27 protein-coding genes are annotated in these 24,682 nt (G+C 39.3%); 26 read left to right on the top strand and 1 reads right to left on the bottom strand.

What is annotated here, in order from left to right; all coding sequences use genetic code 11:
• Positions 1 to 97 precede the first annotated feature (97 nt).
• From prfA to AAIB49_RS04710, 6 genes are all read left to right on the top strand, one after another.
• The gene (gene prfA / locus AAIB49_RS04735; RefSeq protein WP_339213117.1) at positions 98 to 1,168 is read left to right on the top strand and encodes a peptide chain release factor 1; all 1,071 of its coding nucleotides are present in this window, start codon (positions 98 to 100) and stop codon (positions 1,166 to 1,168) included.
• Position 1,169: 1 nt separating this feature from the next.
• The gene (gene prmC, locus AAIB49_RS04730; protein ID WP_343457353.1) at positions 1,170 to 2,021 is read left to right on the top strand and encodes a peptide chain release factor N(5)-glutamine methyltransferase; all 852 of its coding nucleotides are present in this window, start codon (positions 1,170 to 1,172) and stop codon (positions 2,019 to 2,021) included.
• 396 nt (positions 2,022 to 2,417) lie between these two features.
• On the top strand, positions 2,418 to 3,017 hold the full coding sequence (spoIIR, locus tag AAIB49_RS04725; RefSeq protein WP_339213121.1) for a stage II sporulation protein R: 600 nt from the start codon (positions 2,418 to 2,420) through the stop codon (positions 3,015 to 3,017).
• Positions 3,018 to 3,146: 129 nt separating this feature from the next.
• Positions 3,147 to 3,548 carry a GNAT family N-acetyltransferase gene (locus AAIB49_RS04720; protein WP_343457352.1) on the top strand — a complete coding sequence of 134 codons (402 nt, stop codon included), beginning with the start codon at positions 3,147 to 3,149 and terminating at the stop codon, positions 3,546 to 3,548.
• Positions 3,549 to 3,830: 282 nt separating this feature from the next.
• Complete coding sequence (locus tag AAIB49_RS04715; RefSeq protein ID WP_481857836.1) at positions 3,831 to 4,874, top strand: L-threonylcarbamoyladenylate synthase; 1,044 nt, start codon at positions 3,831 to 3,833, stop codon at positions 4,872 to 4,874.
• Between the two features lie 427 nt (positions 4,875 to 5,301).
• Positions 5,302 to 5,838, top strand: coding sequence for a manganese efflux pump MntP (locus AAIB49_RS04710; protein WP_339213126.1), 537 nt, complete (start codon positions 5,302 to 5,304; stop codon positions 5,836 to 5,838).
• Between the two features lie 61 nt (positions 5,839 to 5,899).
• On the opposite strand, the gene AAIB49_RS04705 is transcribed toward AAIB49_RS04710, so the two are convergent.
• Positions 5,900 to 6,094, bottom strand: coding sequence for a DUF2187 family protein (locus AAIB49_RS04705; RefSeq protein ID WP_186868320.1), 195 nt, complete (start codon positions 6,092 to 6,094; stop codon positions 5,900 to 5,902).
• 345 nt (positions 6,095 to 6,439) lie between these two features.
• On the opposite strand from AAIB49_RS04705, the gene AAIB49_RS04700 reads away from it, so the two are divergent.
• The 20 genes from AAIB49_RS04700 to AAIB49_RS04605 all read left to right on the top strand — a co-directional run bounded on the left by AAIB49_RS04700 (position 6,440) and on the right by AAIB49_RS04605 (position 24,668).
• The gene (locus AAIB49_RS04700) at positions 6,440 to 7,039 is read left to right on the top strand and encodes a low molecular weight protein arginine phosphatase (protein WP_343457350.1); all 600 of its coding nucleotides are present in this window, start codon (positions 6,440 to 6,442) and stop codon (positions 7,037 to 7,039) included.
• 28 nt (positions 7,040 to 7,067) lie between these two features.
• Entirely contained in the window at positions 7,068 to 8,360 is a 1,293-nt protein-coding gene (locus AAIB49_RS04695; RefSeq protein ID WP_343457349.1) for a methyl-accepting chemotaxis protein, read from the top strand.
• Between the two features lie 26 nt (positions 8,361 to 8,386).
• Positions 8,387 to 8,833 carry a ribose 5-phosphate isomerase B gene (gene rpiB, locus AAIB49_RS04690; protein WP_186868323.1) on the top strand — a complete coding sequence of 149 codons (447 nt, stop codon included), beginning with the start codon at positions 8,387 to 8,389 and terminating at the stop codon, positions 8,831 to 8,833.
• A gap of 54 nt (positions 8,834 to 8,887) precedes the next feature.
• Positions 8,888 to 9,424 carry a TIGR01440 family protein gene (locus tag AAIB49_RS04685; protein ID WP_343457348.1) on the top strand — a complete coding sequence of 179 codons (537 nt, stop codon included), beginning with the start codon at positions 8,888 to 8,890 and terminating at the stop codon, positions 9,422 to 9,424.
• Positions 9,425 to 9,473: 49 nt separating this feature from the next.
• On the top strand, positions 9,474 to 10,709 hold the full coding sequence (locus AAIB49_RS04680; RefSeq protein WP_343457347.1) for a serine hydroxymethyltransferase: 1,236 nt from the start codon (positions 9,474 to 9,476) through the stop codon (positions 10,707 to 10,709).
• 731 nt (positions 10,710 to 11,440) lie between these two features.
• Entirely contained in the window at positions 11,441 to 12,070 is a 630-nt protein-coding gene (upp, locus tag AAIB49_RS04675) for a uracil phosphoribosyltransferase (protein WP_339213135.1), read from the top strand.
• Positions 12,071 to 12,096: 26 nt separating this feature from the next.
• The gene (gene wecB / locus AAIB49_RS04670) at positions 12,097 to 13,212 is read left to right on the top strand and encodes a non-hydrolyzing UDP-N-acetylglucosamine 2-epimerase (RefSeq protein WP_343457346.1); all 1,116 of its coding nucleotides are present in this window, start codon (positions 12,097 to 12,099) and stop codon (positions 13,210 to 13,212) included.
• An 86-nt stretch (positions 13,213 to 13,298) separates the two neighbouring features.
• Positions 13,299 to 15,491 (top strand): S8 family serine peptidase, encoded by a 2,193-nt coding sequence (locus tag AAIB49_RS04665; protein ID WP_343457345.1) that lies wholly within the window; start codon positions 13,299 to 13,301, stop codon positions 15,489 to 15,491.
• Positions 15,492 to 15,988: 497 nt separating this feature from the next.
• Positions 15,989 to 16,213, top strand: coding sequence for an AtpZ/AtpI family protein (locus tag AAIB49_RS04660; protein WP_343457344.1), 225 nt, complete (start codon positions 15,989 to 15,991; stop codon positions 16,211 to 16,213).
• Complete coding sequence (locus AAIB49_RS04655) at positions 16,210 to 16,584, top strand: ATP synthase subunit I (RefSeq protein WP_339213143.1); 375 nt, start codon at positions 16,210 to 16,212, stop codon at positions 16,582 to 16,584. The genes AAIB49_RS04660 and AAIB49_RS04655 overlap by 4 nt, the downstream gene beginning before the upstream one ends.
• Before the next feature lie 17 nt (positions 16,585 to 16,601).
• Positions 16,602 to 17,324 (top strand): F0F1 ATP synthase subunit A, encoded by a 723-nt coding sequence (atpB, locus tag AAIB49_RS04650; protein WP_339213144.1) that lies wholly within the window; start codon positions 16,602 to 16,604, stop codon positions 17,322 to 17,324.
• An 89-nt stretch (positions 17,325 to 17,413) separates the two neighbouring features.
• Positions 17,414 to 17,626 carry a F0F1 ATP synthase subunit C gene (gene atpE / locus AAIB49_RS04645; protein ID WP_186868331.1) on the top strand — a complete coding sequence of 71 codons (213 nt, stop codon included), beginning with the start codon at positions 17,414 to 17,416 and terminating at the stop codon, positions 17,624 to 17,626.
• A gap of 118 nt (positions 17,627 to 17,744) precedes the next feature.
• A complete protein-coding gene (gene atpF / locus AAIB49_RS04640) occupies positions 17,745 to 18,266 on the top strand; it encodes a F0F1 ATP synthase subunit B (protein WP_339213146.1) in 522 nt (173 codons plus the stop codon).
• Complete coding sequence (locus AAIB49_RS04635) at positions 18,263 to 18,808, top strand: F0F1 ATP synthase subunit delta (RefSeq protein ID WP_343457343.1); 546 nt, start codon at positions 18,263 to 18,265, stop codon at positions 18,806 to 18,808. The genes atpF and AAIB49_RS04635 overlap by 4 nt, the downstream gene beginning before the upstream one ends.
• Before the next feature lie 18 nt (positions 18,809 to 18,826).
• Positions 18,827 to 20,338 (top strand): F0F1 ATP synthase subunit alpha, encoded by a 1,512-nt coding sequence (gene atpA, locus AAIB49_RS04630; RefSeq protein WP_211741129.1) that lies wholly within the window; start codon positions 18,827 to 18,829, stop codon positions 20,336 to 20,338.
• A gap of 101 nt (positions 20,339 to 20,439) precedes the next feature.
• Complete coding sequence (gene atpG, locus AAIB49_RS04625; protein WP_186868334.1) at positions 20,440 to 21,294, top strand: ATP synthase F1 subunit gamma; 855 nt, start codon at positions 20,440 to 20,442, stop codon at positions 21,292 to 21,294.
• A 31-nt stretch (positions 21,295 to 21,325) separates the two neighbouring features.
• Positions 21,326 to 22,729 carry a F0F1 ATP synthase subunit beta gene (gene atpD, locus AAIB49_RS04620; protein ID WP_343457342.1) on the top strand — a complete coding sequence of 468 codons (1,404 nt, stop codon included), beginning with the start codon at positions 21,326 to 21,328 and terminating at the stop codon, positions 22,727 to 22,729.
• A gap of 51 nt (positions 22,730 to 22,780) precedes the next feature.
• Entirely contained in the window at positions 22,781 to 23,179 is a 399-nt protein-coding gene (locus AAIB49_RS04615; protein ID WP_339213154.1) for a F0F1 ATP synthase subunit epsilon, read from the top strand.
• 444 nt (positions 23,180 to 23,623) lie between these two features.
• Positions 23,624 to 23,854, top strand: coding sequence for a DUF1146 family protein (locus tag AAIB49_RS04610; RefSeq protein ID WP_211741210.1), 231 nt, complete (start codon positions 23,624 to 23,626; stop codon positions 23,852 to 23,854).
• A gap of 100 nt (positions 23,855 to 23,954) precedes the next feature.
• Positions 23,955 to 24,668: a YwmB family TATA-box binding protein gene (locus AAIB49_RS04605; RefSeq protein WP_343457341.1), complete on the top strand. Its 714-nt coding sequence runs from the start codon at positions 23,955 to 23,957 to the stop codon at positions 24,666 to 24,668.
• The last annotated feature ends 14 nt before the right edge of the window (positions 24,669 to 24,682 follow it).

The following is a 24,682-nucleotide window of genomic DNA, read 5'->3' as shown; positions in this document are numbered from 1 at the left end:
TTTATCTGCTTGTTCCAGGTGATAATGCCGGAAGAATTTTGACCTAGAGGGCTCCGTATACTATAATTATACTGTTAATCTGAGTGAGGTGACCGTGATGATAGATCGTTTGCAAACATTGGAAGATCGTTATAATAAATTAAATGAATTATTAAGTGACCCAGAAGTAATTAGCGATACGAAAAAGTTACGTGATTATTCGAAGGAACAGGCTGGACTAGAAGATGTTGTACAGGCCTACCGTGAATATAAAGATGTAACCGAACAACTAAAGGACGCAAAGGAAATGCTAGAGGATGACCTGGATAGCGAAATGCAAGTGATGGTAAAGTCAGAAATTGCTGAACTAACCGAATCGAAGGAAGAATTAGAGGATCGAATGAAAATTCTTCTTCTGCCGAAGGATCCGAACGATGATAAGGACGTGTTCGTGGAAATTCGTGGTGCTGCTGGTGGGGATGAAGCAGCATTATTTGCTGGTGATCTTTACCGCATGTATAGCCGCTTTGTAGAGACTCAAGGCTGGAAAACCGAGGTAATGGAGGCCCATACGACAGGGGTCGGTGGTTACAAGGAAATTATTTTCATGGTTAAAGGTAATGGCGCGTATTCTAAACTGAAGTATGAAAACGGTGCACATCGTGTACAGCGTGTTCCGGAAACAGAATCAGGCGGTCGTATCCATACGTCAACAGCTACTGTGGCAGTACTTCCGGAAGCAGAAGAAGTAGAAGTGGAAATTCACGAAAAGGATATTCGTGTTGATACATTCGCCTCTAGTGGACCTGGTGGACAGAGTGTTAACACAACCATGTCTGCTGTTCGCCTAACCCACTTACCAACTGGAATAGTCGTATCCATGCAGGATGAAAAATCGCAAATTAAAAACAAAGAAAAAGCGATGAAGATTCTTCGTGCACGTGTATATGATAAGTTTCAACAAGAAGCACAGGCAGAGATTGATGAAAACCGTAAATCGGCTGTCGGTACTGGGGATCGTTCAGAGCGTATTCGTACCTATAACTTCCCGCAAAACCGTGTAACAGACCACCGCATTGGACTTACCATTCAAAAGCTTGACCAGATTTTAGAAGGGAAGCTTGATGAAGTCATCGATGCCTTAATTATGGAAGAACAAACGAAAAAGTTAGAACAAATTGGTGAATAACATGGCACAAAAACAATACGAAGTCCTAGAGTGGGCTTCTCTTTTTTTAGAGAAAAACAATCGGGAAACACGAGTAGCTGAGCTGTTACTTCAACACCATTTGAATGTGTCAAGGGCGCAATATTTTGCGCAAATGCGTGAAGACATCCCACAGCATATTATAGAGAAGTTTCGTGCTGATGTGGTGAAGCATGCCGAAACTGGGATTCCAATCCAACATTTAATGGGGTATGAGATGTTCTATGGAAGAAAATACTCCGTAAATGAAAATGTATTAATTCCACGTCCGGAAACGGAGGAGCTAGTTCTCCATGTAATGGAGCATGCACCGAAGGACAAACCGATTACCATTGTTGATGTTGGAACGGGTAGCGGGGTTATTGCGATTACACTAGCCCTGGAATTACCGAATGCTGACGTGTATGCAATCGATATTTCACCAGATGCATTAGGAATGGCTAAGAAGAACGCAGAAGATCTAGCGGCTAATGTTACATTTTTACAAGGCGATTTTTTAGATCCTTTTGTAAAACAGGGCTTACGTGCTGATATCATCGTTTCGAACCCACCATATATTGCCGAGGAAGAGCGGTCTGAGCTTTCAGATACCGTAGTTAATTATGATCCTGAGATAGCATTGTTTGCAGAAGATAATGGGCTTTTTGCATATAAAAAAATAATATCTCAGCTGCCAGCCGCTATTCTTTCCGGTGGAAGTATTGCCTTTGAAATCGGTCATTTACAAGGGAAGGCAGTTCAAGATTTGCTTCAGCAAACATTTCCTGAAAGTAGTGTAACGGTTAGGAAGGATATAAATGGCAAGGACCGAATTGTTTCAGCAAAAAATCTTTAGTTGAATAGAGGAAAGAACGATAAACCGAATGAAATATGGCATTGTCCACGCTGGATATGTGCATCATTCGGTTTTTAACTTTTTTCGCTTTGTCCTACCTGTTAGGCTACATCATGCAAGGAATATCATCCCGACCATAAATGAGTGTCATTACATCACCAACAGGTTATAGCTGGACCTCTTGCATTAGAAAGAGTTGCTTTTTCTATTGTGGATAGTAATTCCTCCTCTTTAAATCCCTCTCTAGTCTATAGGTATCTAGTCCATGTATTGCGTTTTAGCTTTATATGATGTTTCTTTCTATACTGTTGAATAAAAAAATACTAGATTACTAGTTTAAATACATCTTCTTCTGTCCATACTGTGACTAAATCAAATTGTGGGGGACGGATTTTGATGAAAAAATTAGCATTTATCGTTATTGTAATTATTTTGATTGCACTTTCTCTACCGGTCTATGGTCAGGGGAATGAACATAAGACTGATGATTACCAGGTAATACCGGATGATGCGATTCGCTTACGGATATTGGCTAACAGTGATAATGAGGCAGATCAACAAATTAAGCGTATTGTTCGAGATAAAGTTAATGCTGCCATTACGGAATGGGTGGCTGAAATCGATGATATTGACGAAGCAAGGTCATTGTTAGAAAACAGGATTCCAGAGATTAGCGAAATCGTGAAGCAAACGCTAGCAGAAGAGGGCGAAAATCGTGACTTTGATGTGGAATATAATGATAGTGTCGGTTTTCCAATGAAAATATATGGAAATTATCTCTATCCTGCCGGGGAATATGAAGCAATATTAATTACTCTTGGAGAAGGCGAGGGCTCTAATTGGTGGTGTGTACTATTCCCGCCGTTATGCTTTTTAGATTTTGCTAATGGAATTAGTGTTGCACAGGCGAGTGATGGAGGATTTGAGGATGAGGAAGAGCAAGACAGTGGATTACAGATTAAATTTTTTCTATTAGAATGGTTAGGATTGTCATAGAGCACCCAAAACATGCATAAAATGATAGAAATGCGAGATTCTAGTAAATATTGTTTGAAGCAACAAGCTTCCTATGTGTTATTTGGCAGATCGCTTTTAAAAAATTTCTATCAAAATAGGGGTGTAGGAATGAAAATAAGAATTGCGCGTGATGTACCGAAAGAGAAGATGAATCAATTTTTTAGTACAACAGATCAAGTGAATAAAGACAGTCTATTAAAAGAAGGCTATGTAGTAGAGTTTGCTGGTGAGATTAAGGGATGCTTTGAGCTAGCCTCTGTAGAGGACGGTGTGTTTTGGTTGAAGCAGCTATATATTGCCCAAGAAGAAGCGCAGAAACTGCCAGTCTTACTAGAAACTATTATTGTTTTAGCGAAATCAAAGGAAGCGAAGAAGGTATATGTATTTAGTCACCAGCCGGTTGTGGATATATTGCTTGGTTCCTTACAATTCCATCCTCAAAAAGAGGCATTGAATGTACAGCCTATGAAGAATAAGCAAGGGAACTGGTGGGCTTACGAAGTTTCTTGATACATCATCTTACTAGCAGCGTATCCATACTAGAAAGAATTTTCAATTTATACACATAATCCACATGAACCTGTGCACAAGTTGTGAAAAAACTGTCGATAAATAAAAAAACGGTGGATGGTATGTGGATAATGTAGGAATAAAGCGTTTAAATAAACATTTGCTTTAAAAAACCTGTGGATAAACTGCGGGTTTTTCTTCTTTCTTTGTGGATAACATAATGCTTTGCGAAACCTTCCTTGTTTAGATAAAATGAGGGAAGGAAAAGAGGTAGTTTTCATGATAGATACAAAACGTTGGAATCTAGTGAACGGGAATAATAAAGAAGAAATGATAAAAGAAGCAGCAAAATTACTAAAAGCAGGAAGTACAGTTGCTTTTCCAACCGAGACGGTTTATGGATTAGGAGCAGATGCCACGAATGAAAAGGCAGTTGCGAATATATTCCAAGCGAAAGGTCGTCCACAGGATAATCCACTGATTGCACATGTTGCTACGAAAGAGCAGCTACTTCTGTTAGTGAAGGATGTACCAGACTATGTGAATAGACTAATTGATAATTTCTCGCCAGGTCCAATCACGTATGTGTTACCTAGTAACGGTACTTGTGCAGATAATGTTACAGCTGGCTTAGAAACAGTGGGCGTAAGGATTCCGAGTCATCCAGTGTCCATTGCTCTATTAAAAGAATGCAATATCCCAATTGCTGCACCTAGTGCTAATATTTCTGGGAAGCCAAGCCCTACAGCAGCTGACCATGTATGGGAAGACCTGTATGGGAAAATTGCTGGTGTTGTTGATGGTGGTCCGACTGGTGTTGGTGTAGAATCGACGGTTATCGATTGTACACAAGATATTCCCATCATTCTTCGTCCAGGTGGAATTTCTAAGGAAGAATTAGAAGAAGTTGTGGATAAGGTGTTAGTAGACCCTGCCATGTTGAATAAGGAAGAGGGACATGTACCGAAAGCCCCTGGAATGAAATATCAACATTATGCACCCGAAGTACCTTTATGGTTAATTGAAGGTGGAAGTGACAGAGTACAGCAGGTATATGACGAGCTCATAGCAGAAGGAAAACGAGTTGGCATCTTAGCAAGTAGTGTCACATTGAAATCATTACATGTAGATCAGAAAATATCACTTGGTGAAACGCTCGAGGATGTCGCAGCGAATCTGTATGATGGTTTGAGGAAGTTTAGACAAGAGGATGTGGATATTATTTTATGTGACACATATCCTGAATATGGCATAGGCCAAGCAATTATGAATCGATTGCGAAAAGCAGCTAGTCGTTATATTAGTAGTGAAGAGGCTGGGAAGTAACTCAAAGACTCCTGCGGGATGATAGGCATCGGTGAGACCCCTAAAGAAGTAGCACAGGAGGCTCACCAGCCGCCCGGCGGTAAAGTAGACACTGCGAGGTTTTTTCGAGCAGATGTCGCCCTTATGCTGTGATAAAGTACAAGGTAGACACTGCGATGGTTTTATCGAGCAGATGTCGCCCCTGTGCTGGAAGTGACCGCAAGTATATTTCCGGAGCGTGGTCTTTGCGCATCATTCGGTTTTTTAGATACATTTTTTTTTTTTCCATTTTCTTGGACGTTTCACATATAACCTATAATGGAAAGCTAGGGTTATTTAGTATCAGTAATTGCTATAATAGGTTTTAAATTCTTCAACCTTACTCGGTGAATCATATTCCCCTTTGGAAAAGCATATAGTGTAAAAGCATGTCCAAGGGGGATATTTCATGGGTGAACTATTATCAATATTCATTATGTCTTTAGCAATTGGAATGGATGCCTTTTCTGTAAGCCTTGGCTTGGGAATGCAGAAGATTCGACTGAAGCGGATTGCCTTAATCGGTATTGTAATTGGATTATTTCATATGATTATGCCTTCTTTAGGCATCATAGCTGGTACGTTGATTTCTACTAAAGCTGGTGGATGGACTACATTAGCAGGTGGTCTTTTACTATTTGGAATTGGAGCCCATATGTTATTCTCCGCCTTTAACCATGAAGTAAACAAAGTGATTCAAACAACTGGAATTGGATTAATTATCTTTGCACTAAGTGTTAGTATGGACAGTTTTTCTGTTGGACTAGGGCTAGGATTATCAGGGGCAAAAACGGTACTTATTATTCTATCTTTTGGTGCTGCAAGTATGTTCCTTACCTGGGCTGGAATGTTGATTGGAAGAAAAGTGCACGGGTTTTTGGGAGTGTATAGTGAAATAGTAGGAGGGAGCATCCTTTGTGGATTCGGTCTCTTCATTATTTTTTAATTCAAACCATAATTGCCCCCAAGTTAGTAACTTAAGGGGCAATCATTTTTATTAGCTAACTTTACGAAATAATACTATATCTACCATGCCTCACAACAGTGTTAGGCATTTCATAACCTAAAACCTTTGCAGCATCCTTTGATAATTCTACTAAAACGCTATTTTCTCTTACTTGAAATACTTTTCCCTCATACTGCCCGTTTCTTCGATCGAAAAGTACTGTATCCCCTACGCTTGCAGTTTCAGCTTTCTTCATAAATAAAACCCCTCCCAAAGGATAATACCTAAATGAGACTACTCTATATTGTATAAAGAAATGACAAAGGTTATGTGGTGATAATTGGTATTTAGTTTATGTTCATTGCTAAATTAGTTACTTAGGTATTAAGTTTATTATGTTAATAGTAATACTTATGGATTATAATTTCCACAAATTTTTATCATTTTTTGACAATTTACTGATTTGTAACTAGGTAAAAAGTACTATAATTGATGGGTTCGTAATTCAAAATATTCATTTGTTGTTTTTCTGTCAACTCACTTTATTCTATGGTATATTTTAGTTAGAAATATGATTTTGCCTGGAATTGGAGGATTCTTCATGAAGATTTTATTTGTCTGTACAGGTAATACTTGTCGCAGCCCAATGGCAGAAGCTTTATTAAAAGAGAAAATGCCAAATATAGAAGTGAAATCTGCCGGGATTTTTGCTGCGAAGAATCAACGTGCCTCTCATCATACCATAAAGGTACTGGAGGAGAAGGGAATTACATTAGATCACCAGTCACAACCTGTGGAAGAAAAAATTCTTCATTGGGCGGATGTCGTTTTAACAATGACGACCGGACATAAGCAGTCATTAATGATGCAATTTCCCAATTTTCAGGACAAGTATTATACCTTGAAGGAATTCGTATCTGATTCCGATAAAAAAGTATGGGAAGAACTAAAATCGCTATATGCCGATTATGAACTAAAGCGTTCCCAAATTATTCAACAATATCAGCATAAGCTTAAAAACGACCAGCTGGAGGAAAAGCTTGAAGAACACTTACACCCAGAGATAGAAAAAATTAATCAGTTGGAGAGTAGTCTAATTAATTATGATATTTCCGATCCATTCGGAGGCGATATAAGCACCTATCAGAAAACATTAGACGAATTAGAGGACTATATTACGTTATTAATTAAAAAAATATAAAAAGTAAAAAAAGCTGGGGGATAACAAGATGAACAAAAAATATCGCTTTGGGTTAAGGTTAAAGCTAGTATTATTTACAACAATTCTAGCGATGATTACCTACTCCACTAGTGCCTTTTTCCTTTATTTTCTCTATGATTATGTAACGGAGTTTTGGCAAGTATCGATGGAAGTGTATACGTTTCTCATTCTTTCTCTAGGGATAATTTGGTCTGGAATATTGGCCTATTTTGCAGCCCGATTGATTACGAAGCCTTTAAACCGACTGGCTGAAGTAGCGTCCGAGGTTGCAAATGGGAATCTTAATCAGGAAGTGGAGATTCCATCTTCTGATGATGAAATTCGCGAGTTAAGTACTTCTTTTGCCGCGATGGTAACAAATTTAAAAGAAATTGTGCATAATATAGATGTTCATTTCAACAATACTAATCAATCGGTTGTGCAATTGCGGGAAGCTTCTAGTTTAGTATCCCAGCATTCTGAACAAATTAGTGCATCTGTAGAAGATATTTCAAAAGGAGCAGAGAACTCCTCAGAGGCTATTCAACAAACTGTTGAAGCAGTAGAAGAAGCAACAGCCTTAGCAGAAAAAGTTCAGGAAAAAGCTGGCCAATCGAAAGAAAAATCCAATACGATGTTGGAAACATTGAATAACAGTAAAAAGGTTGTTAATCAATTAGTAGATGGAATTCAAAAGCTTGCAAAGGACCAGGAGCTTTCGTTAAAGGATGTAGACCACTTAAAAGAGAATGCTCTTCAGGTCGAGTCAATTATTACCATGGTTGGAGAAATTGCAGAGCAAACGAATTTACTTGCGCTTAATGCATCCATCGAAGCGGCAAGAGCGGGTGAGCATGGGAAAGGCTTTGCGGTAGTAGCAGAAGAAATCCGCAAGCTTGCTGACCAAAGCGCACAAGCAGTTCAACGTATTTCTGAATTGATTGAAGCAATTCAAGATGATGTTAGTCGAGTAGTGAAGAAGATTAATGAAAATGTACAGCTAGCAATGAAAGAAGCAGATAGCGGTGTAACGACGAATGCAGCTATTGAGCAAATGTCTGGTTCTGTTGAAGAAGTAGCAGGTGAAATTGAAGTAATTTTAACGATTGTTAACCAGCAATTAGCGTCTATTCAAGCGACAGCATCTCAATCGCAAGAGGTGGCAGCTATTGCGGAAGAAACCTCAGCCGGTGCGGAAGAAGTGAATGCATCGATACATGAACAAGCAGCATCCATAGGCAAGGTAGATAGCTTAGTACATGATTTAGAACAACAGGCCAATGGATTAAACAAGCAAATTCAAAAGTTTAACGTCAACTAATCACAACTAGAAAAGGAGCTAATAAAATGAAGGTAATTATCTCAGGTGACCATGCCGGAATGACAATTCGTAATGAAGTAAAAAGCTTACTGGAAGAGATGGGTATTGAATATGAGGATACAGGCTGTTCTTGTGAAACCTCTGTAGATTATCCAGACTATGCTTTACCAGCAGCCGAGCGTGTTGCGAATGGAGAGTTTGACCGCGGGATTTTAGTGTGTGGAACAGGTATTGGCATGTCAATTGCTGCAAATAAGGTGAAGGGAATTCGTTGTGCATTACTTTCTGATGTTTATAGTGCTAAGTTAACTCGTATGCATAATGATTCGAATATGATTGCTTTAGGGGAGCGTGTACTTGGACCAGGTCTTGCTAGAGAAATCGCAAAAGCTTGGTTAGAAACAGACTTTGAAGGTGGACGCCACGAGAATCGTCTTAACAAGCTTAAAGAATACGAGGATAAAAATCTTTAAGAGTTGGAGGCGAAGTGAAGAGCTTCGTCTGCTTCGTATAGGCTAGGTGAGCATATGAATATTCAAGCAGATTTAGAGGAGATTTTGCACGAGCTTCAACAGGTAGATTACTTGAAAAAGGACAGCATATTCATTGTTGGTTGTTCTACTAGTGAGATTGCGGGAGAAACTATTGGTACTGCTGGTAGTGAGGAAATTGCCGCCTCGATATTTTCCACGTTGAATAAATTAAAGAGGATAAAAGGTGTGCAGCTAGCGTTTCAGTGCTGTGAGCATCTCAATCGTGCCATTGTTGTCGAACAGGAAACCGCTGACCAGTACCAATTAGAAGAAGTCTCTGTCGTTCCGGTTCCGAAAGCAGGAGGCTCGATGGCTGCTTATGCTTATCAAAATATGGAACATCCGGTAGTGGTAGAACATATTCAAGCACATGCGGGTATTGATATCGGGGAAACATTGATTGGCATGCATCTGAAGCATGTAGCTGTCCCTGTGCGATTAAATCAACGCTATATTGGGAAAGCAAGAGTGACCATGGCAAAAACGCGTCCAAAATTAATAGGTGGTATGCGGGCAGTATATGACGTATAGATCGTAATACGTTTACTTAGATACAGACAAAACAGGGAGGATTTTACCAATGGAACATTTAAAGCAGACAGATATTGAATTATTTGAAGCAATGGAAGCAGAGAAAAAGCGTCAACAAACGAAAATTGAGCTAATTGCATCGGAAAACTTTGTATCTGAAGCAGTTATGGAGGCAATGGGTTCTGTTTTGACCAATAAATATGCGGAAGGCTATCCGGACAAACGTTATTATGGTGGCTGTGAGCATGTTGATGTAGTGGAAAACCTTGCTCGTGACCGCGCCAAAGAACTATTTGGTGCAGACCATGCTAATGTACAACCGCATTCAGGTGCACAAGCGAATATGGCTGTTTATTTTTCCGTGCTAGAGCCTGGCGATACAGTTCTTGGTATGAATCTAAACCATGGTGGGCACCTAACCCATGGTAGCCCTGTAAACTTCAGTGGTACATTGTATAATTTTGTTGATTATGGTGTGGATCAAGACACAGAACAGCTTAATTATGATGCAGTACTGGAAAAAGCAAAAGAAGTAAAACCAAAATTAATTGTAGCTGGTGCTAGTGCATATTCTCGCACAATCGATTTCGCGAAGTTCCGTGAAATCGCTGATGAAGTAGGCGCATATTTAATGGTAGACATGGCACATATTGCAGGTCTAGTCGCAGCAGGCTTACACCCAAATCCAGTACCATTTGCTGATTTTGTTACGACAACGACACATAAGACATTACGTGGACCACGTGGTGGTATGATCCTTTGTAAAGCAGAATTTGCAAAGAAAATCGATAAAGCGGTCTTCCCTGGCATGCAGGGCGGTCCATTAATGCACATCATCGCGGCAAAAGCTACAGCATTCAAGGAAGCTCTATCCGATGACTTTAAAGTATATTGCCAGCAAATCATCGCCAATGCAAAAGCACTTGGTGAAGCATTGGTTGAAGAAGGAATTCGTGTCGTTTCAGGTGGCACGGATAATCATTTATTGTTACTAGATGTAACACCACTTGGTATTACTGGCAAGGTTGCAGAACATGTTTTAGATGAAATTGGAATTACCGTAAACAAAAACACGATTCCTTTTGATACAGAAAGCCCATTTGTTACAAGTGGTATTCGTATTGGAACACCAGCAGTAACGACCCGCGGCTTTAAAGAAGCAGAAATGCGTGAAATTGCTGCCATTATTTCCATGACATTAAAAAGTCACGAGGACACAGCAGTGCTAAAAGAAGCTGCAGATCGCGTACTAGCGTTAACAGAAAAATCACCATTATATGTATAAGTGTGGAGGGGATACCTTTTGGTGTCCTCTTTTTTGGTGGGAAATTATAGCTGGTTGTATGTGGTGTGAGATTGGTCTTAAGATTGGGTGGATGTGGTGTAGTGTAGGCCACAAGTGAGGAAGAATCGGTCGCATGTGATGGAGTAAAGAGCACAAGCAGGGAAGAATTGGTCGCATGTGATGGAATAAAGGGCACAAGTAAGGAGAAATCGGTCGCATGTGATGGAGAATAGGGCACAAGCAGGGATGGAATGGTCGTATGTGATGGAGTAAAGGGCACAAGCAGGGAAGAATTGGTCACATGTGATGGAGTAAAGGGCACAAGTAAAGAGAAATCGGTCGCATGTGATGGAGAATAGGGCACAAGTAAGGAGGAATCGGTCACATGTGGTGGAGAATAGGGCACAAGTAAGGAGGAATCGGTCGCATGTGATGGAATAACGGTCACAAGCAAAAGGAAATTGGTCGCAAGTTCTGCAATAAAGGTCACAAGCAAAAGGAAATTGGTCCCATGCACTGAAATAAAGGTCACAACCAAAAGCAAACCGGTCCCATAAACTGAACTAAGGATCCCAAACAAATGAAAATCATTCACATATACTCTACACAACCATAATCAAACCCCAGTCTCCATGACATCTTATTAACAATTTCAACCTTAACCTTGAATAACTAGTTATTTTTCAGTACAATTTTAAAGATGTTATTAAACTAAAGGAGTGGTCGTCAAAATGGGAAATGTACATGTTTTAGATCATCCGTTGATCCAACATAAATTATCGTTTATCCGTGATAGGAATACTGGAACAAAGGAATTTCGTGAATTAGTGGATGAGGTTGCTATGCTAATGGCATTTGAAATCACCCGTGATTTACCACTAGAAGAGACCACGATCGAGACACCAGTTACAACTATGAAAACAAAAGTGTTAGCTGGTAAGAAAATTGGCCTTGTTCCAATTCTTCGTGCAGGTTTAGGAATGGTGGACGGAATGCTAAAGTTAATTCCTGCTGCAAAGGTTGGTCATGTTGGATTATACCGTGATCCGGAAACATTAAAGCCAGTTGAATATTACATAAAATTACCTTCTGATATTGAAGAACGTGAGCTTATTGTGATTGATCCGATGCTTGCAACTGGGGGATCGGCAAATGATGCAATCGAATCTCTTAAAAAGCGTGGCGCTAAAAATATTCGCCTGATGTGCTTAATCGCAGCTCCTGAGGGTGTAGAAGTAGTGAAGAAAGCACACCCGGATGTTGATATTTATTTAGCAGCCTTGGATGAAAAGCTAGATGATCATGCATATATCGTACCTGGTCTAGGCGATGCTGGTGACCGTTTGTTTGGTACAAAATAATAAACCAACATGATGGAGTGGTATAGATGCCAAAACGCCTTAAAGTAATGACGATTTTTGGGACAAGGCCAGAAGCGATTAAAATGGCTCCGCTTGTTCTAGAGTTGAAAAAGCGTTCAGATGAGTTTGAGCCGATTGTTACGGTAACAGCTCAGCATCGAGAAATGCTGGATCAAGTGTTGGAGATTTTTAACATTACGCCAGACTTTGATTTAAACATTATGAAGCAAGGGCAGACACTTGCTCAGATTACAACCCGTGCACTAGAAGGCTTAGATGAAGTAATGAAAAAAACAAAGCCAGATATGGTGCTAGTTCATGGTGATACAAGTACGACTTTTGCAGCATCGCTTGCCGCTTTATATAATCAAATTGCAGTTGGTCATGTGGAAGCAGGACTTCGTACGTGGAATAAATATTCTCCATATCCTGAGGAGATGAATCGCCAGTTAACAGGGGTTATGGCTGATTTGCATTTTGCTCCGACAGAAAAATCGAAGCAAAATCTATTAAATGAAAATAAACCAGCAGAACGGATTGTAGTTACAGGGAATACAGCAATAGACGCGTTAAAAACAACAGTAGATGAAGCGTATCATAATTCCATTCTTGATGATTTAAACGGGAAGCGATTAGTATTAATGACTGCTCACCGTAGGGAGAATCAAGGAACTAATATGCAGCAAATGTTCCGCGCAATTAAGCGTTTAGTAGAAAAACATCAAGATATTCAAGTAGTGTATCCGGTTCATTTAAATCCAGTCGTTCGCCAAACGGCTCATGATATTTTAGGAAATGATGACCGCATTCAATTAATTGAACCATTAGACGTAGTAGATTTCCATAACTTTGCTGCTCGAGCACATTTAATTCTGACAGACTCAGGTGGTGTTCAAGAGGAAGCACCTTCCTTAGGTGTACCCGTGCTAGTATTACGTGACACGACAGAACGTCCAGAAGGTATCGAGGCAGGAACGTTAAAGCTTGCTGGAACGGATGAAGAGACAATCTTCCAGTTAGCAGATGAACTACTTTCTGACCAGGAAGCGCATGATAAAATGGCTAAAGCCTCTAATCCGTATGGAGATGGGGAAGCATCCCGCCGAATAGCAGATGCGATAGTCGACTATTTTAATCAATAATCCAATTCAGAGACCCATTTGGTGGTCTCTTTTTTTATGTATCAAACCCCTTATTTCTACAAATGCTAAGCATAAGGAGGGATTACGTGCGCTCTTTACTACTAGCAATATTGCTTTGTAGCTCACTTTTGGTTATGGCTAGTACATCGTTGGCAGAAGATAATTTGCAATCGGTTATCATTGAAGTAGAAGGAAATCCATCTGAACACAAACAATACTTAGAAACATATCACCCTTTTATAACGGTTATTGCGACCTATGAAAGACTGTTTAATGGATTGGCGTTACAAGGTTCTCCAGATCAGCTTGAGAAGATGGGAACTTTGGATTTTGTTAAAGCGGTTCATTCTGTCCAAACCTATGAAACAACCCAAACATTAGAACCTATTATTCCCTTTGAGGAGATAGAGAAAGATAGCCCGGATATGGTGCTTCCTTCTGAATTGAACAACACGAATTACACAGGAAAAGGAATTACGGTAGGGGTTGTCGATACGGGGATTGATTATCATCACCCAGATTTACAGGAAAATTATTCGGGTGGATATGATGTAGTAGATTTGGATGATGATCCGATGGAAACATTAGAATCAGAAGGGATCCCTACGAATCACGGCAGTCATGTAGCTGGCATTATTGCGGCAAATGGAAGCCTTCAAGGGGTTGCACCGAATGCAGAGATTCGAGCCTATCGCGCACTCGGACCAGGAGGAAGTGGTACCTCGGTACAAGTGATTGCAGCAATGGAGCAGGCGGTGGAGGATGGTGTCGATATCATTAATCTTTCCCTTGGTAATTCTGTGAACGGACCAGATTATCCGACAAGTATCGCAGTAAATCGCGCTGCCGATTTAGGAGTAGCCGTTGTGATTGCCAATGGAAATAGTGGGCCAGATAATTGGACAGTAGGCGCCCCTGCCACGGCATCCAATGCACTCGCAGTTGGAGCATTCGCTAATGCACATACCGCACCAATACTATATGACCCTCTTTCTGGGAAAAAAGTACCCATGACCCTTATGATGGGATCCAATCCATGGGACCTCTCCTTGGATTATGAAATTGGCTTAGCGGATGAAGCTAGTCTGAATGGAAAAATTGCCTTAATCCAACGTGGGGAAATCCCTTTTTATGAATTAGCGAAGGAAGCGGAGGAGAAAGGGGCAATTGCGGTCATTATTTTTAACAATGAAGAAGGTAATTTTCAAGGTGCAATCACAGGTCCTAACGAGCAAATTCAAATCCCAGTTGTGTCTGTATCCAAGGAAGATGGGGAATGGTTACAGGAATTCGCGAAGAAAGAGAGCCATCCCTATATCGACACGGTATATGAAGAAGTCCCAAGTGGAATTGCTCCGTTTAGCTCTAGAGGTCCAGTGACAGTCAATTGGGAATTGAAGCCAGACATATTAGCACCAGGAACGAATATTGTGAGCACTGTTCCAGGTGGTTATATGCCACTTCAAGGAACGAGTATGGCGGCGCCGCATGTTGCGGGTGTCATTGCCCTAATGAAAGAAGCAAAGCCAACATGGACCAATGAACAAATTTTTGGTGCTTTAAAAACAACAGCAGTTCGCATGGAGGAGGAAGCAGGTAACCCAATTGAACCGATAGGGCAAGGTATGGGACTAGTTGATCCGAAGCGAGCCATTGAAACACCAACCATTATGTATAACCCATCCTTAGCCTTTGGAAAAATTAATGAATATCGCAAAACACAAACAATAAATCTAACTATCGAAAATACATCTAATCAAGAACAGACCTATACTTTTCATATACCGAAGAAACAAAAGGGATTAAGTTGGGAGCTACCAATGACGTTTAGCGTCGAAGCGGGAGAAAAGATGGAGGTTCCTGTCGAAGTAAGTATTACTTCTCCACAGCTTGAAAAAGGAATTCATCAAGGGTGGATAGAATTAGATTCAGAAGGGGAGACCTATCATCTGCCATATTTGTTTATCAATGAAACAGCAGATTATCCAAAAGCATCGGGATTTGAATTTACCCTCAAGCCTTTTTCGAAGAATGAATTTGTTTATCGCCTTTATTTAACAGAGGATACACGATATGTAGAAGTAGAACTCTATGACCCGCAAACATTACTCTATGACCGAACACTACTTCGTTTAGAAGAAACACAAATTGGCATGAACGAAGGATATTTAGAACTGAGAGATATCGGTCAAGCAGGTAGTTATCTAGCAGTCATCACTGTGCAATTGGAAGACGGTAGGTTCGAAAGCTATGAAACAGAGCTGTATATCAGTCCATAGCAATTATGTTACTAGGATTGGAACGATAAATCACTTTCTTATTAGCTTCGGAAATAGGCTTTACCCTTATCGGTGTGCGGCGGTATACCAGATAGTATCAGTCTATTTTCGGAGCGATTATATGCTTTCTTTATATTCTCAGATTGTAACATCGTAAAACTAATGAAAATCTTTAAAAAATGTCTATCAAATTCACAAAAATGTCACGAATTACACTAGTTATTTCCGATATAATGAAAGTGTTAAATGAACCATTCATAACCTTCCGAATCATCATCACGAAATACAAAAATTGGAATGTGTGAAAAATGTCAAAAATACTAGGAAACCAATTGACAAAGGAAGGCATGCTAAGGTAAACTGACTTAGTGTGGAATGATAAGGTTTTCATCAAGGTATCTTGACGGTATAATTTTTTTTGCTTACATAGGAAATCTTGATAAAAATCTCTCCAAAATGACTCCCCTAAATAAAACTCTAGATTAGGAGTGGACAAAATGGGGAAAAACCCACACCTAGCAATTATATTAGTAAGTGCGGTTTCTGCTAATTTAGCGGGTGGAACACTTCTCGGAATATTCCTAGGCATAGAAGCTGATAAACTACTATCTACAAAACCAATTTTCACAATAATTTGCCTTTTAGTAGGATTAGCAGCAGGAATCTATGGAATGATTCTGACTGTAAACAAATTCACGGAGCGGGAGAAGAGTAGGGAATGACCAACATTGAAATACAATATGCCCGTCAACGGAAGTGGATGTTTTACCTTCTAGCAATACTCGTACTTGGGGCAGGCTTTACTCCTTATTTACGTATTTTCCTCGGGCTACTTTTAGGAAGTGCCATCAGTTTCTACAATCTATATCTTTTACAAAAGAAAACAATTGAATTTACGGAAGCGGTAGCAAAAAAACAGAAGACACGAGGATTAGGTACAATTTCAAGGTTTGCCGCAGCTGCGTTAGCAGTCATTATAGCACTTCGCTATGAGGAATACTTCAATATGATTGCAGTAATAATTGGATTAATGACTTCTTATTTGGTCATTATGATAGATTTTATTATGAACAAAAATAAAAACAGCGCTTGAAAGAGGGGTGAATAAGTATGGATCACGGAGCGCCGATAGTACACGACGTCTTTGGAATTAGCTGGCTTTCTTTCAATTTGTCTAACATATTTATGATTACTGTAACATCCTTAATTGTGTTTATCCTTTCTGTTCTAGGTGCTAGGAAGTTACAAATGAAACCAACTGGTGCTCAGAATGTCATGGAGTGGATTCTTGATTTCGTTAAAGGAATCGTAAATGACACTATGAATTGGAAAACGGGTAAGCTGTTTTTACCATTAGCATTAACTCTATTTTCTTATATATTAGTTGGAAATATGTTGGGTGTTATTACAAATGGAGTTTATGATCATAATGTTTGGTGGAAATCACCAACAGCAGATCCTGGTATTACCCTAACTCTAGCAGCAATGGTGATTGTTTTATCTCATTTCTATGGAATCAAACTTCGTGGTGGTAAAGAATATGTGAAATCATATTTTCAACCAATGTGGCCACTATTCCCGATTAAAATTATTGAAGAGTTTTCAAACACATTAACATTAGGTTTGCGTCTATTCGGTAATTTATATGCAGGGGAAGTATTACTTGCCTTATTAGTAGGTTTAGTCTCTTCTGGCTTCTTAGGATTTGTCGGTGGAGCAATTCCGTTCTTAGCATGGCAAGGATTCTCTATATTTATCGGAGGTATCCAAGCATTCATCTTCACAATGCTTGCAATGGTATACATCTCACATAAAGTAAGTGAAGAACATTAATCTCATTAATTAACCAGTTTTAATAGTAATCTGTTAAAACCGGAAATTATTAAAAATTTATTTATACATTTTAAGGAGGATTTTATATTATGGGAGCTTTAGCAGCAGCAGTAGCAGTAGGTTTAGCAGCACTTGGTGCAGGTATTGGTAACGGTTTAATCGTAAGTCGTACAGTTGAAGGGATCGCTCGTCAACCTGAACTTAAAGGTCAACTTCAAACTACAATGTTCATCGGTGTAGGTCTAGTAGAGGCTATGCCTATCATCGCAGTAGTTATCGCATTAATGGTAATGGGTAACTAATTCATATATCTATTAAAATGGCGAAGATTGTCCAATATAACTTCGCCGTTGTTTTTACTCAGAAACTACATGAACAATTAATGATGATTGTTGAATCAGGTTGAAAGGAGTGAATTCAGTGCAAGCATTCACTATATACGCTTCAGGTGTAATTTGGGGATTCCATGTTGGTGACATGTTATATCAATTATTCTTCTTCGCCATCTTACTTTTCTTAGTGCGCAAGTTCGCATGGGGACCAGTAATGAATATGATGAAAAAGCGTGAAGAATATGTAGCTAATGAAATCGAAGCTGCAGAACAAAGTCGTTTAGAGGCTGAGAAAGCAGCAAAAGAAGCTAATGAACAATTAAAACAAACAAAATTAGAAGCTCAAAAAATGATAGAAGATGCTAAAAATGCAGGTGTGAAGCAGGAACAAGATATTATCGAGTCTGCTCGCCAAGAAGCAGAACGCATCAAAAAAGCAGCACAAGAAGAAATTCAAAACGAAAAAGAAAAAGCACTACAAGCACTTCAAGATCAAGTTGCGTCCTTATCTGTTCTTATTGCAAGTAAAGTAATTGAGAAAGAATTAAGTGCACAAGATCAAGAGAAGTTGATCAACGAATACATTAAAGAGGTAGGAGAAGAGCGATGAGTGAAGCAGTAGTTGCCAAACGTTATGCAGATGCTCTTTTCCAACTCGCAAGCGAAAAAGCAACACTTAATGAAGTGTTAGAAGAGTTGCGTGTTGTAAGACAAGTATTCAATGAGAACAGGGAATTACAAGCATTCTTAGCACATCCACGTGTTACAAATGATAAAAAGCGTGCCTTCTTAGATGAAGTGTTCAAAGGAGTTTCTAAAGATGTACTAAATACATTAAAGCTTCTTGTTGAACGTCATCGATTAAGTGGAATTTCTGACGTTGTGGATACGTACGAATCGCTTGTTAACGAAGCTAGCGGAGTTGCGCAAGGAAAAGTATATTCTGTTCGTGAGTTATCGGATGCGGAAAAAACGGAGCTTGAAAACTCATTTGCCAAACGTTTAAACAAATCAGTGGTCAAGCTTGAAAACGTAGTAGACCCACACTTGGTTGGTGGCGTTAAAATCCGTATGGGTAATACGATTTATGATGGAACAATCAGTGGTAAATTACGCCGTATTGAGCAAAACATTAAACTTGCGAACATTTGATGATAGGGGTGAAATGGTATGAGCATCAAAGCTGAAGAAATCAGTAAACTGATAAAACAGCAAATCGAAAATTTCGATTCAGATATTGAAGTAAGTGATGTCGGAACAGTTATTGAAATTGGTGACGGTATCGCACGTGCTCACGGTCTTGACAATGTCATGTCTGGAGAGCTTGTTGAATTCTCGAATGGTGTAATGGGTATGGCTCAGAACTTAGAAGAGTCTAACGTCGGTATCGTTATCCTAGGCCCTTACACAGAAATTAAAGAAGGCGATGAAGTTCGTCGCACAGGACGTATCATGCAAGTACCAGTTGGTGAGGAGCTAATTGGTCGTGTTGTTAACCCATTAGGGCAAGCAATTGATGGTGGTAAGCCAATCGAAACGACGAAAACTCGTCCAATCGAATCTCCTGCTCCAGGGGTAATGGATCGTAAATCCGTTCATGAGCCATTACAAACTGGTATTAAGGCGATTGATGCATTAGTACCAATCGGACGTGGACAACGTGAGCTTATCATTGGGGACCGTCAAACAGGTAAAACAACTGTAGCAGTTGATACAATCCTGAATCAAAAAGACCAAGACATGATTTGTATCTATGTTGCAATTGGTCAAAAAGAATCCACTGTTCGTGGAACAGTTGAAACATTCCGTCGTTATGGTGCATTAGACTATACTATCGTAGTATCTGCAGGTGCATCTGACCCGGCACCACTATTATACCTAGCTCCATACGCAGGTGTAACAATGGGTGAAGATTTTATGTACAATGGCAAGCATGTGCTTGTAGTATATGATGACTTATCTAAGCAAGCAGCAGCATATCGTGAGCTTTCCCTATTGCTTCGTCGTCCTCCAGGTCGTGAGGCATTCCCAGGGGATGTATTCTATCTACACTCTCGTTTATTAGAGCGTGCAGCGAAGCTTAGTGATGCAAAAGGTGGCGGTTCTTTAACTGCACTACCATTTGTTGAAACACAAGCAGGAGATATCTCTGCTTATATTCCAACTAACGTTATCTCCATCACAGATGGACAAATTTTCTTACAGTCTGATCTATTCTTCTCTGGTGTACGTCCAGCGATTAACGCAGGTCTATCGGTATCACGTGTTGGTGGTTCCGCACAAATCAAAGCGATGAAGAAGGTAGCAGGTACATTACGTCTAGACCTTGCTTCATTCCGTGAACTAGAAGCATTTGCACAGTTCGGTTCTGACCTTGATAAGGCAACACAAGCAAAGCTTAACCGTGGTGCACGTACAGTAGAAGTATTAAAACAGGGCTTACATAAGCCACTTAAAGTAGAATATCAAGTCATGATTATCTACGCACTAACAAAAGGCTTCTTAGATGATATCCCAGTTGAAGATATTACTCGTTTTGAGTCTGAATTCAATGTGTGGTTAGATTCTAATAAACCAGAGTTACTTGCTACAATTCGCGACACTGGTAACCTACCAGAAACAGAAGATTTAAACAGTGCAATTGAAGCATTTAAAAAGACATTTATCACATCTGACAATTAATAAATACCTTTAAGAGTGAAGAGTAAAAAGCTTAGGGGTTTACCGAAACGTTTAAGCTTTTTACCTCCTGCACTCTGCCTACGAAAGGGTGGTGAAAGAGCTTGGCATCACTTAGAGATATTAAAAAGCGTATTGATTCAACTACGAAAATGAAAAAAATCACAAAAGCGATGGAAATGGTATCGGCAGCTAAAATGAACAAAGCAGAGCAAAATGCGAAGAAATTTGTTCCTTATAGTGAAAAGATGCAAGAGGTTGTAGCAAACATTGCTAAAAATACCGATGCAACTCATCCGATGCTCCAAACACGTGAAGTGAAAAAGACGGGTTATATTGCCATCACTGCGGATAGTGGTTTAGCAGGTGCGTATAATGCGAACATTTTACGTAATTTAAACAATACAATTCAACAAAATCACAAATCTTCTGATGAATATACGATTATTGCAATCGGACGAATGGCAGTTGACTTCTGTAAGAAGCGCAATCTTCCAATGGCTAAAAGTATTATTGGTCTTCCAGATCAGCCGTCATTTGCATTCATTAAAGAGATTGCTTCTGAAACCGTACAAATGTACAGTGATGAAGAAATTGATAAGTTAGTGATTATCTATAACCATTATGTAAGTGCAATATCTCAAGTTGTTACAACGAATCAGCTATTGCCAATTGAAAATATGAATACTGCTGGATCTAGCAGCCAGTACGAATATGAACCAGGGGAAGAAGAAATTTTAGCAGTGCTCTTACCACAGTACGCTGAAAGTCTAATCTATGGTGCATTACTGGATGCAAAAGCAAGTGAACATGCTGCACGTATGACGGCAATGCGTAGTGCAAGTGATAACGCATCTGATTTAATCGATGATTTATCCTTGTCTTACAACCGTGCTCGCCAAGCAGCAATCACACAGGAAATTACCGAGATTATTGGTGGAGCAAGCGCCCTAGAATAGTCTTAAGGAAAGTAAGTTAGGAGGGAAATCGATGAGCAAAGGACACGTTACTCAAGTAATGGGACCAGTCGTTGACGTAAGATTTGATGACGACAAGCTTCCTGAAATTTATAACGCATTAACAGTCCAACTTGATGAAGCAAATGGTGGTGGAACGTTAACACTAGAAGTTGCTCTTCATCTAGGTGACAATTCTGTTCGTACCATTGCGATGGCATCAACAGATGGTCTTAAACGTGGAATGGAAGTCGAGAACTTAGGTAGACCGATTTCTGTACCAGTTGGTGAAGTAACATTAGGACGTGTATTTAACGTATTAGGAGATAAAATTGACTTGGATCCAGATCTTCCAGAAGGAATCCGTTTAGATCCAATTCACCGTCCTGCTCCTAAATTTGAAGAACTATCTACTGAAACAGAGATTCTAGAAACGGGAATCAAGGTAGTAGACTTATTAGCACCTTATATTAAAGGTGGTAAAATCGGTTTATTCGGTGGTGCCGGTGTAGGTAAAACCGTATTAATCCAGGAATTAATCAACAACATCGCTCAAGAGCATGGTGGTATCTCCGTATTCGCTGGTGTAGGAGAGCGTACTCGTGAAGGAAACGACCTTTACTATGAAATGAAAGACTCTGGCGTTATCGCAAAAACTGCCATGGTATTCGGACAAATGAACGAACCACCAGGTGCACGTATGCGTGTTGCGTTAACTGGTCTTACAATGGCGGAATACTTCCGTGATGAACAAGGTGCAGACGTACTATTATTCATCGATAACATCTTCCGTTTCACACAAGCAGGTTCAGAGGTATCAGCCCTACTTGGCCGTATGCCATCTGCCGTTGGTTACCAACCAACACTTGCGACAGAAATGGGTCAATTACAAGAACGTATTACATCTACTAATAAAGGTTCTGTTACATCAATCCAAGCGATTTACGTACCAGCCGATGACTATACTGACCCGGCTCCAGCTACAACATTCGCTCACTTAGATGCAACAACAAACCTTGATCGTAAGCTTTCTGAGCAAGGTATCTATCCTGCGGTGGATCCACTTGCATCAACATCTCGTGCCCTTGACCCTGAGATTGTTGGCCAAGAGCATTACGAAGTTGCACGTGAAGTACAGGCTACACTGCAAAAGTACCGTGAATTACAAGATATCATCGCTATCCTAGGTATGGATGAATTATCAGATGAGGATAAATTAACGGTTGCTCGTGCTCGTCGTATCCAGTTCTTCTTATCACAGAACTTCCACGTTGCAGAACAGTTTACTGGTCAACCAGGATCATATGTACCAGTAAAAGAAACTGTAAAAGGATTTAAAGAGATCTTAGAAGGTAAATATGATGATTTACCTGAGGATGCATTCCGTCTAGTTGGTCGTATTGAAGAAGTAGTAGAAAAAGCGAAAAGCATGGAATAATATGTAGGCTAAAGGGGGATTCTCCCCCGTAAGTCTCTAGGAGGGGTTACATTGAAAACACTAACTGTGAGTGTTGTTACTCCTGATGGCCCTGTTTTAGAAGATACGTATGAAATGGTTAGCTGTAAAGCAGAAAATGGTGAACTCGGTATTTTACCAGGGCATATTCCATTGGTTGCTCCACTTGCAATCTCAGGCGTTCGCCTTAAACGTGATTCAGGTGAAGACAAGCTAGCTATTAACGGTGGATTTTTAGAGGTTCGTCCAGATAAAGTAACAATTCTTGCTCAATCTGCAGAGAGACCTCAAGATATTGATGTTGCACGTGCTCAAGCAGCAAAAGAACGTGCAGAACGCCGTCTTCAATCAAAAGAAGATCATATCGATCGAGTAAGGGCAGAATTAGCACTCAGAAGAGCAGCGAACCGATTGGACGTTGCTCAAAGATAATATATATGAAAAACCCCCTACTACTAGAGTGGGGGGTTTTGATATTAGTTAAGATACCACTTTGACTTAATCCAGGGGCTTACATGTTGTCATTGACCATATTAGTAATAGAAATCCCTGTATCACCTGTCTGGTTACCCTAACCTTAATTAAATTAGCGTTGCAATCTAGTTGAGGTTTTCCTTAAGTTTTAAAATGGTATGAAAACCATCTATTACTAACATCTCCAACCAAAATTTTTAGATTAAAAACTTCTCTAACTATATCCAAACAAAATTGAAAAAAATGTTCAGCATATTTGTCGATATTTCCCGGGAAATGCAAAAAATATTGACTGAAATATTCTATATTGTCGAAGAAACGAAGGCACTTCAATTCAGTTGACATTTTAAGGAAGACATGGCATCTTCTAATAGAGTGAAACTAATGCTAAAGGTGGTTATTATGTTGTCAATTGGACAAATTGCAATGATGAGTATTATTTCGCATATTATTTTCATATACATTACATGGCGACTCATACAGACCATTAATTTTGAGCCTTTAATTCGCAAAGGGAGAGGGATGGAAGCAAGAATATTAATTCTATTCCTTACTATTGTGATTGGTACTGGTGTGAGTAGGTTCTTCTTAGAGTTTTTACAGTGGTCACTAGATCTTTCTTATCTTCTTTAAAATAGGAAGTTGTACAAATCTATTAAACTATTAAAAACAATGTATGTAATGTCTCTCTCTTGTTCATACTGATGGTAAGTTGAACAAGGGGGATTTACTTATGAAGAAAGCTTTAGTTATATGTCTAATTGTATTATTTTATGCTAATACAGCCTTAGCGGTTGAAAAGGAACAATACGAATTAGTAGATATTGCTGATTTTATGTTAGAGAATAATTTAGCAATTAAGGAGTGGCAAGTAACATTAAAAGAACATCTTGAAGTGGAAAGATTAGAAGCACTTATACAAGAGCTAAGTACTAGCCATTCCATCACAAAACAAGAAAATGAAAACAGTACGATATATTTAGCAACAAACACTCAAAAAAAACATGATATAAACGTAAATTATAGTGTGATTTTCCCCAAAGACAAGCATTATAAATCAGAATTAGTGATAACAATTAATGGAACCTCATGGAACGAGGAAATGGAATCATCTTATATGCAATTATTGTCGGTATTAACAAAGAAATATTTCACAGATGATATTAAAATATTCTCTTGTATGACTACTATGGCTGATGATATAATGGAAAATGGTTATATTGCGGATTTTTTTATTGAAAAATTCAATTTGCAACATGTAAAGGAACAATATGACACGATAAAATCAACGAAAAATGCAGAATATATATATGGGTATACATCGTTTTGGGGACGAAAAATTACCATTCAGGATACGCCGGTAAATGTACAAATTGTTACAGAGATACTTGGCAATGGTGATGTCCAATACACGATTGGAACACCTATCCTAATAAATGAATATTAATATAGGGAAATTGG

This window comes from Ornithinibacillus proteolyticus, from assembly GCF_039581225.1.
Taxonomy (GTDB): Bacteria; Bacillota; Bacilli; order Bacillales; family Amphibacillaceae; genus Ornithinibacillus; species Ornithinibacillus massiliensis.
The sequence above is the reverse complement of the archived record's forward strand: the minus strand, read 5'-3'. Positions and strand labels throughout refer to the sequence as shown.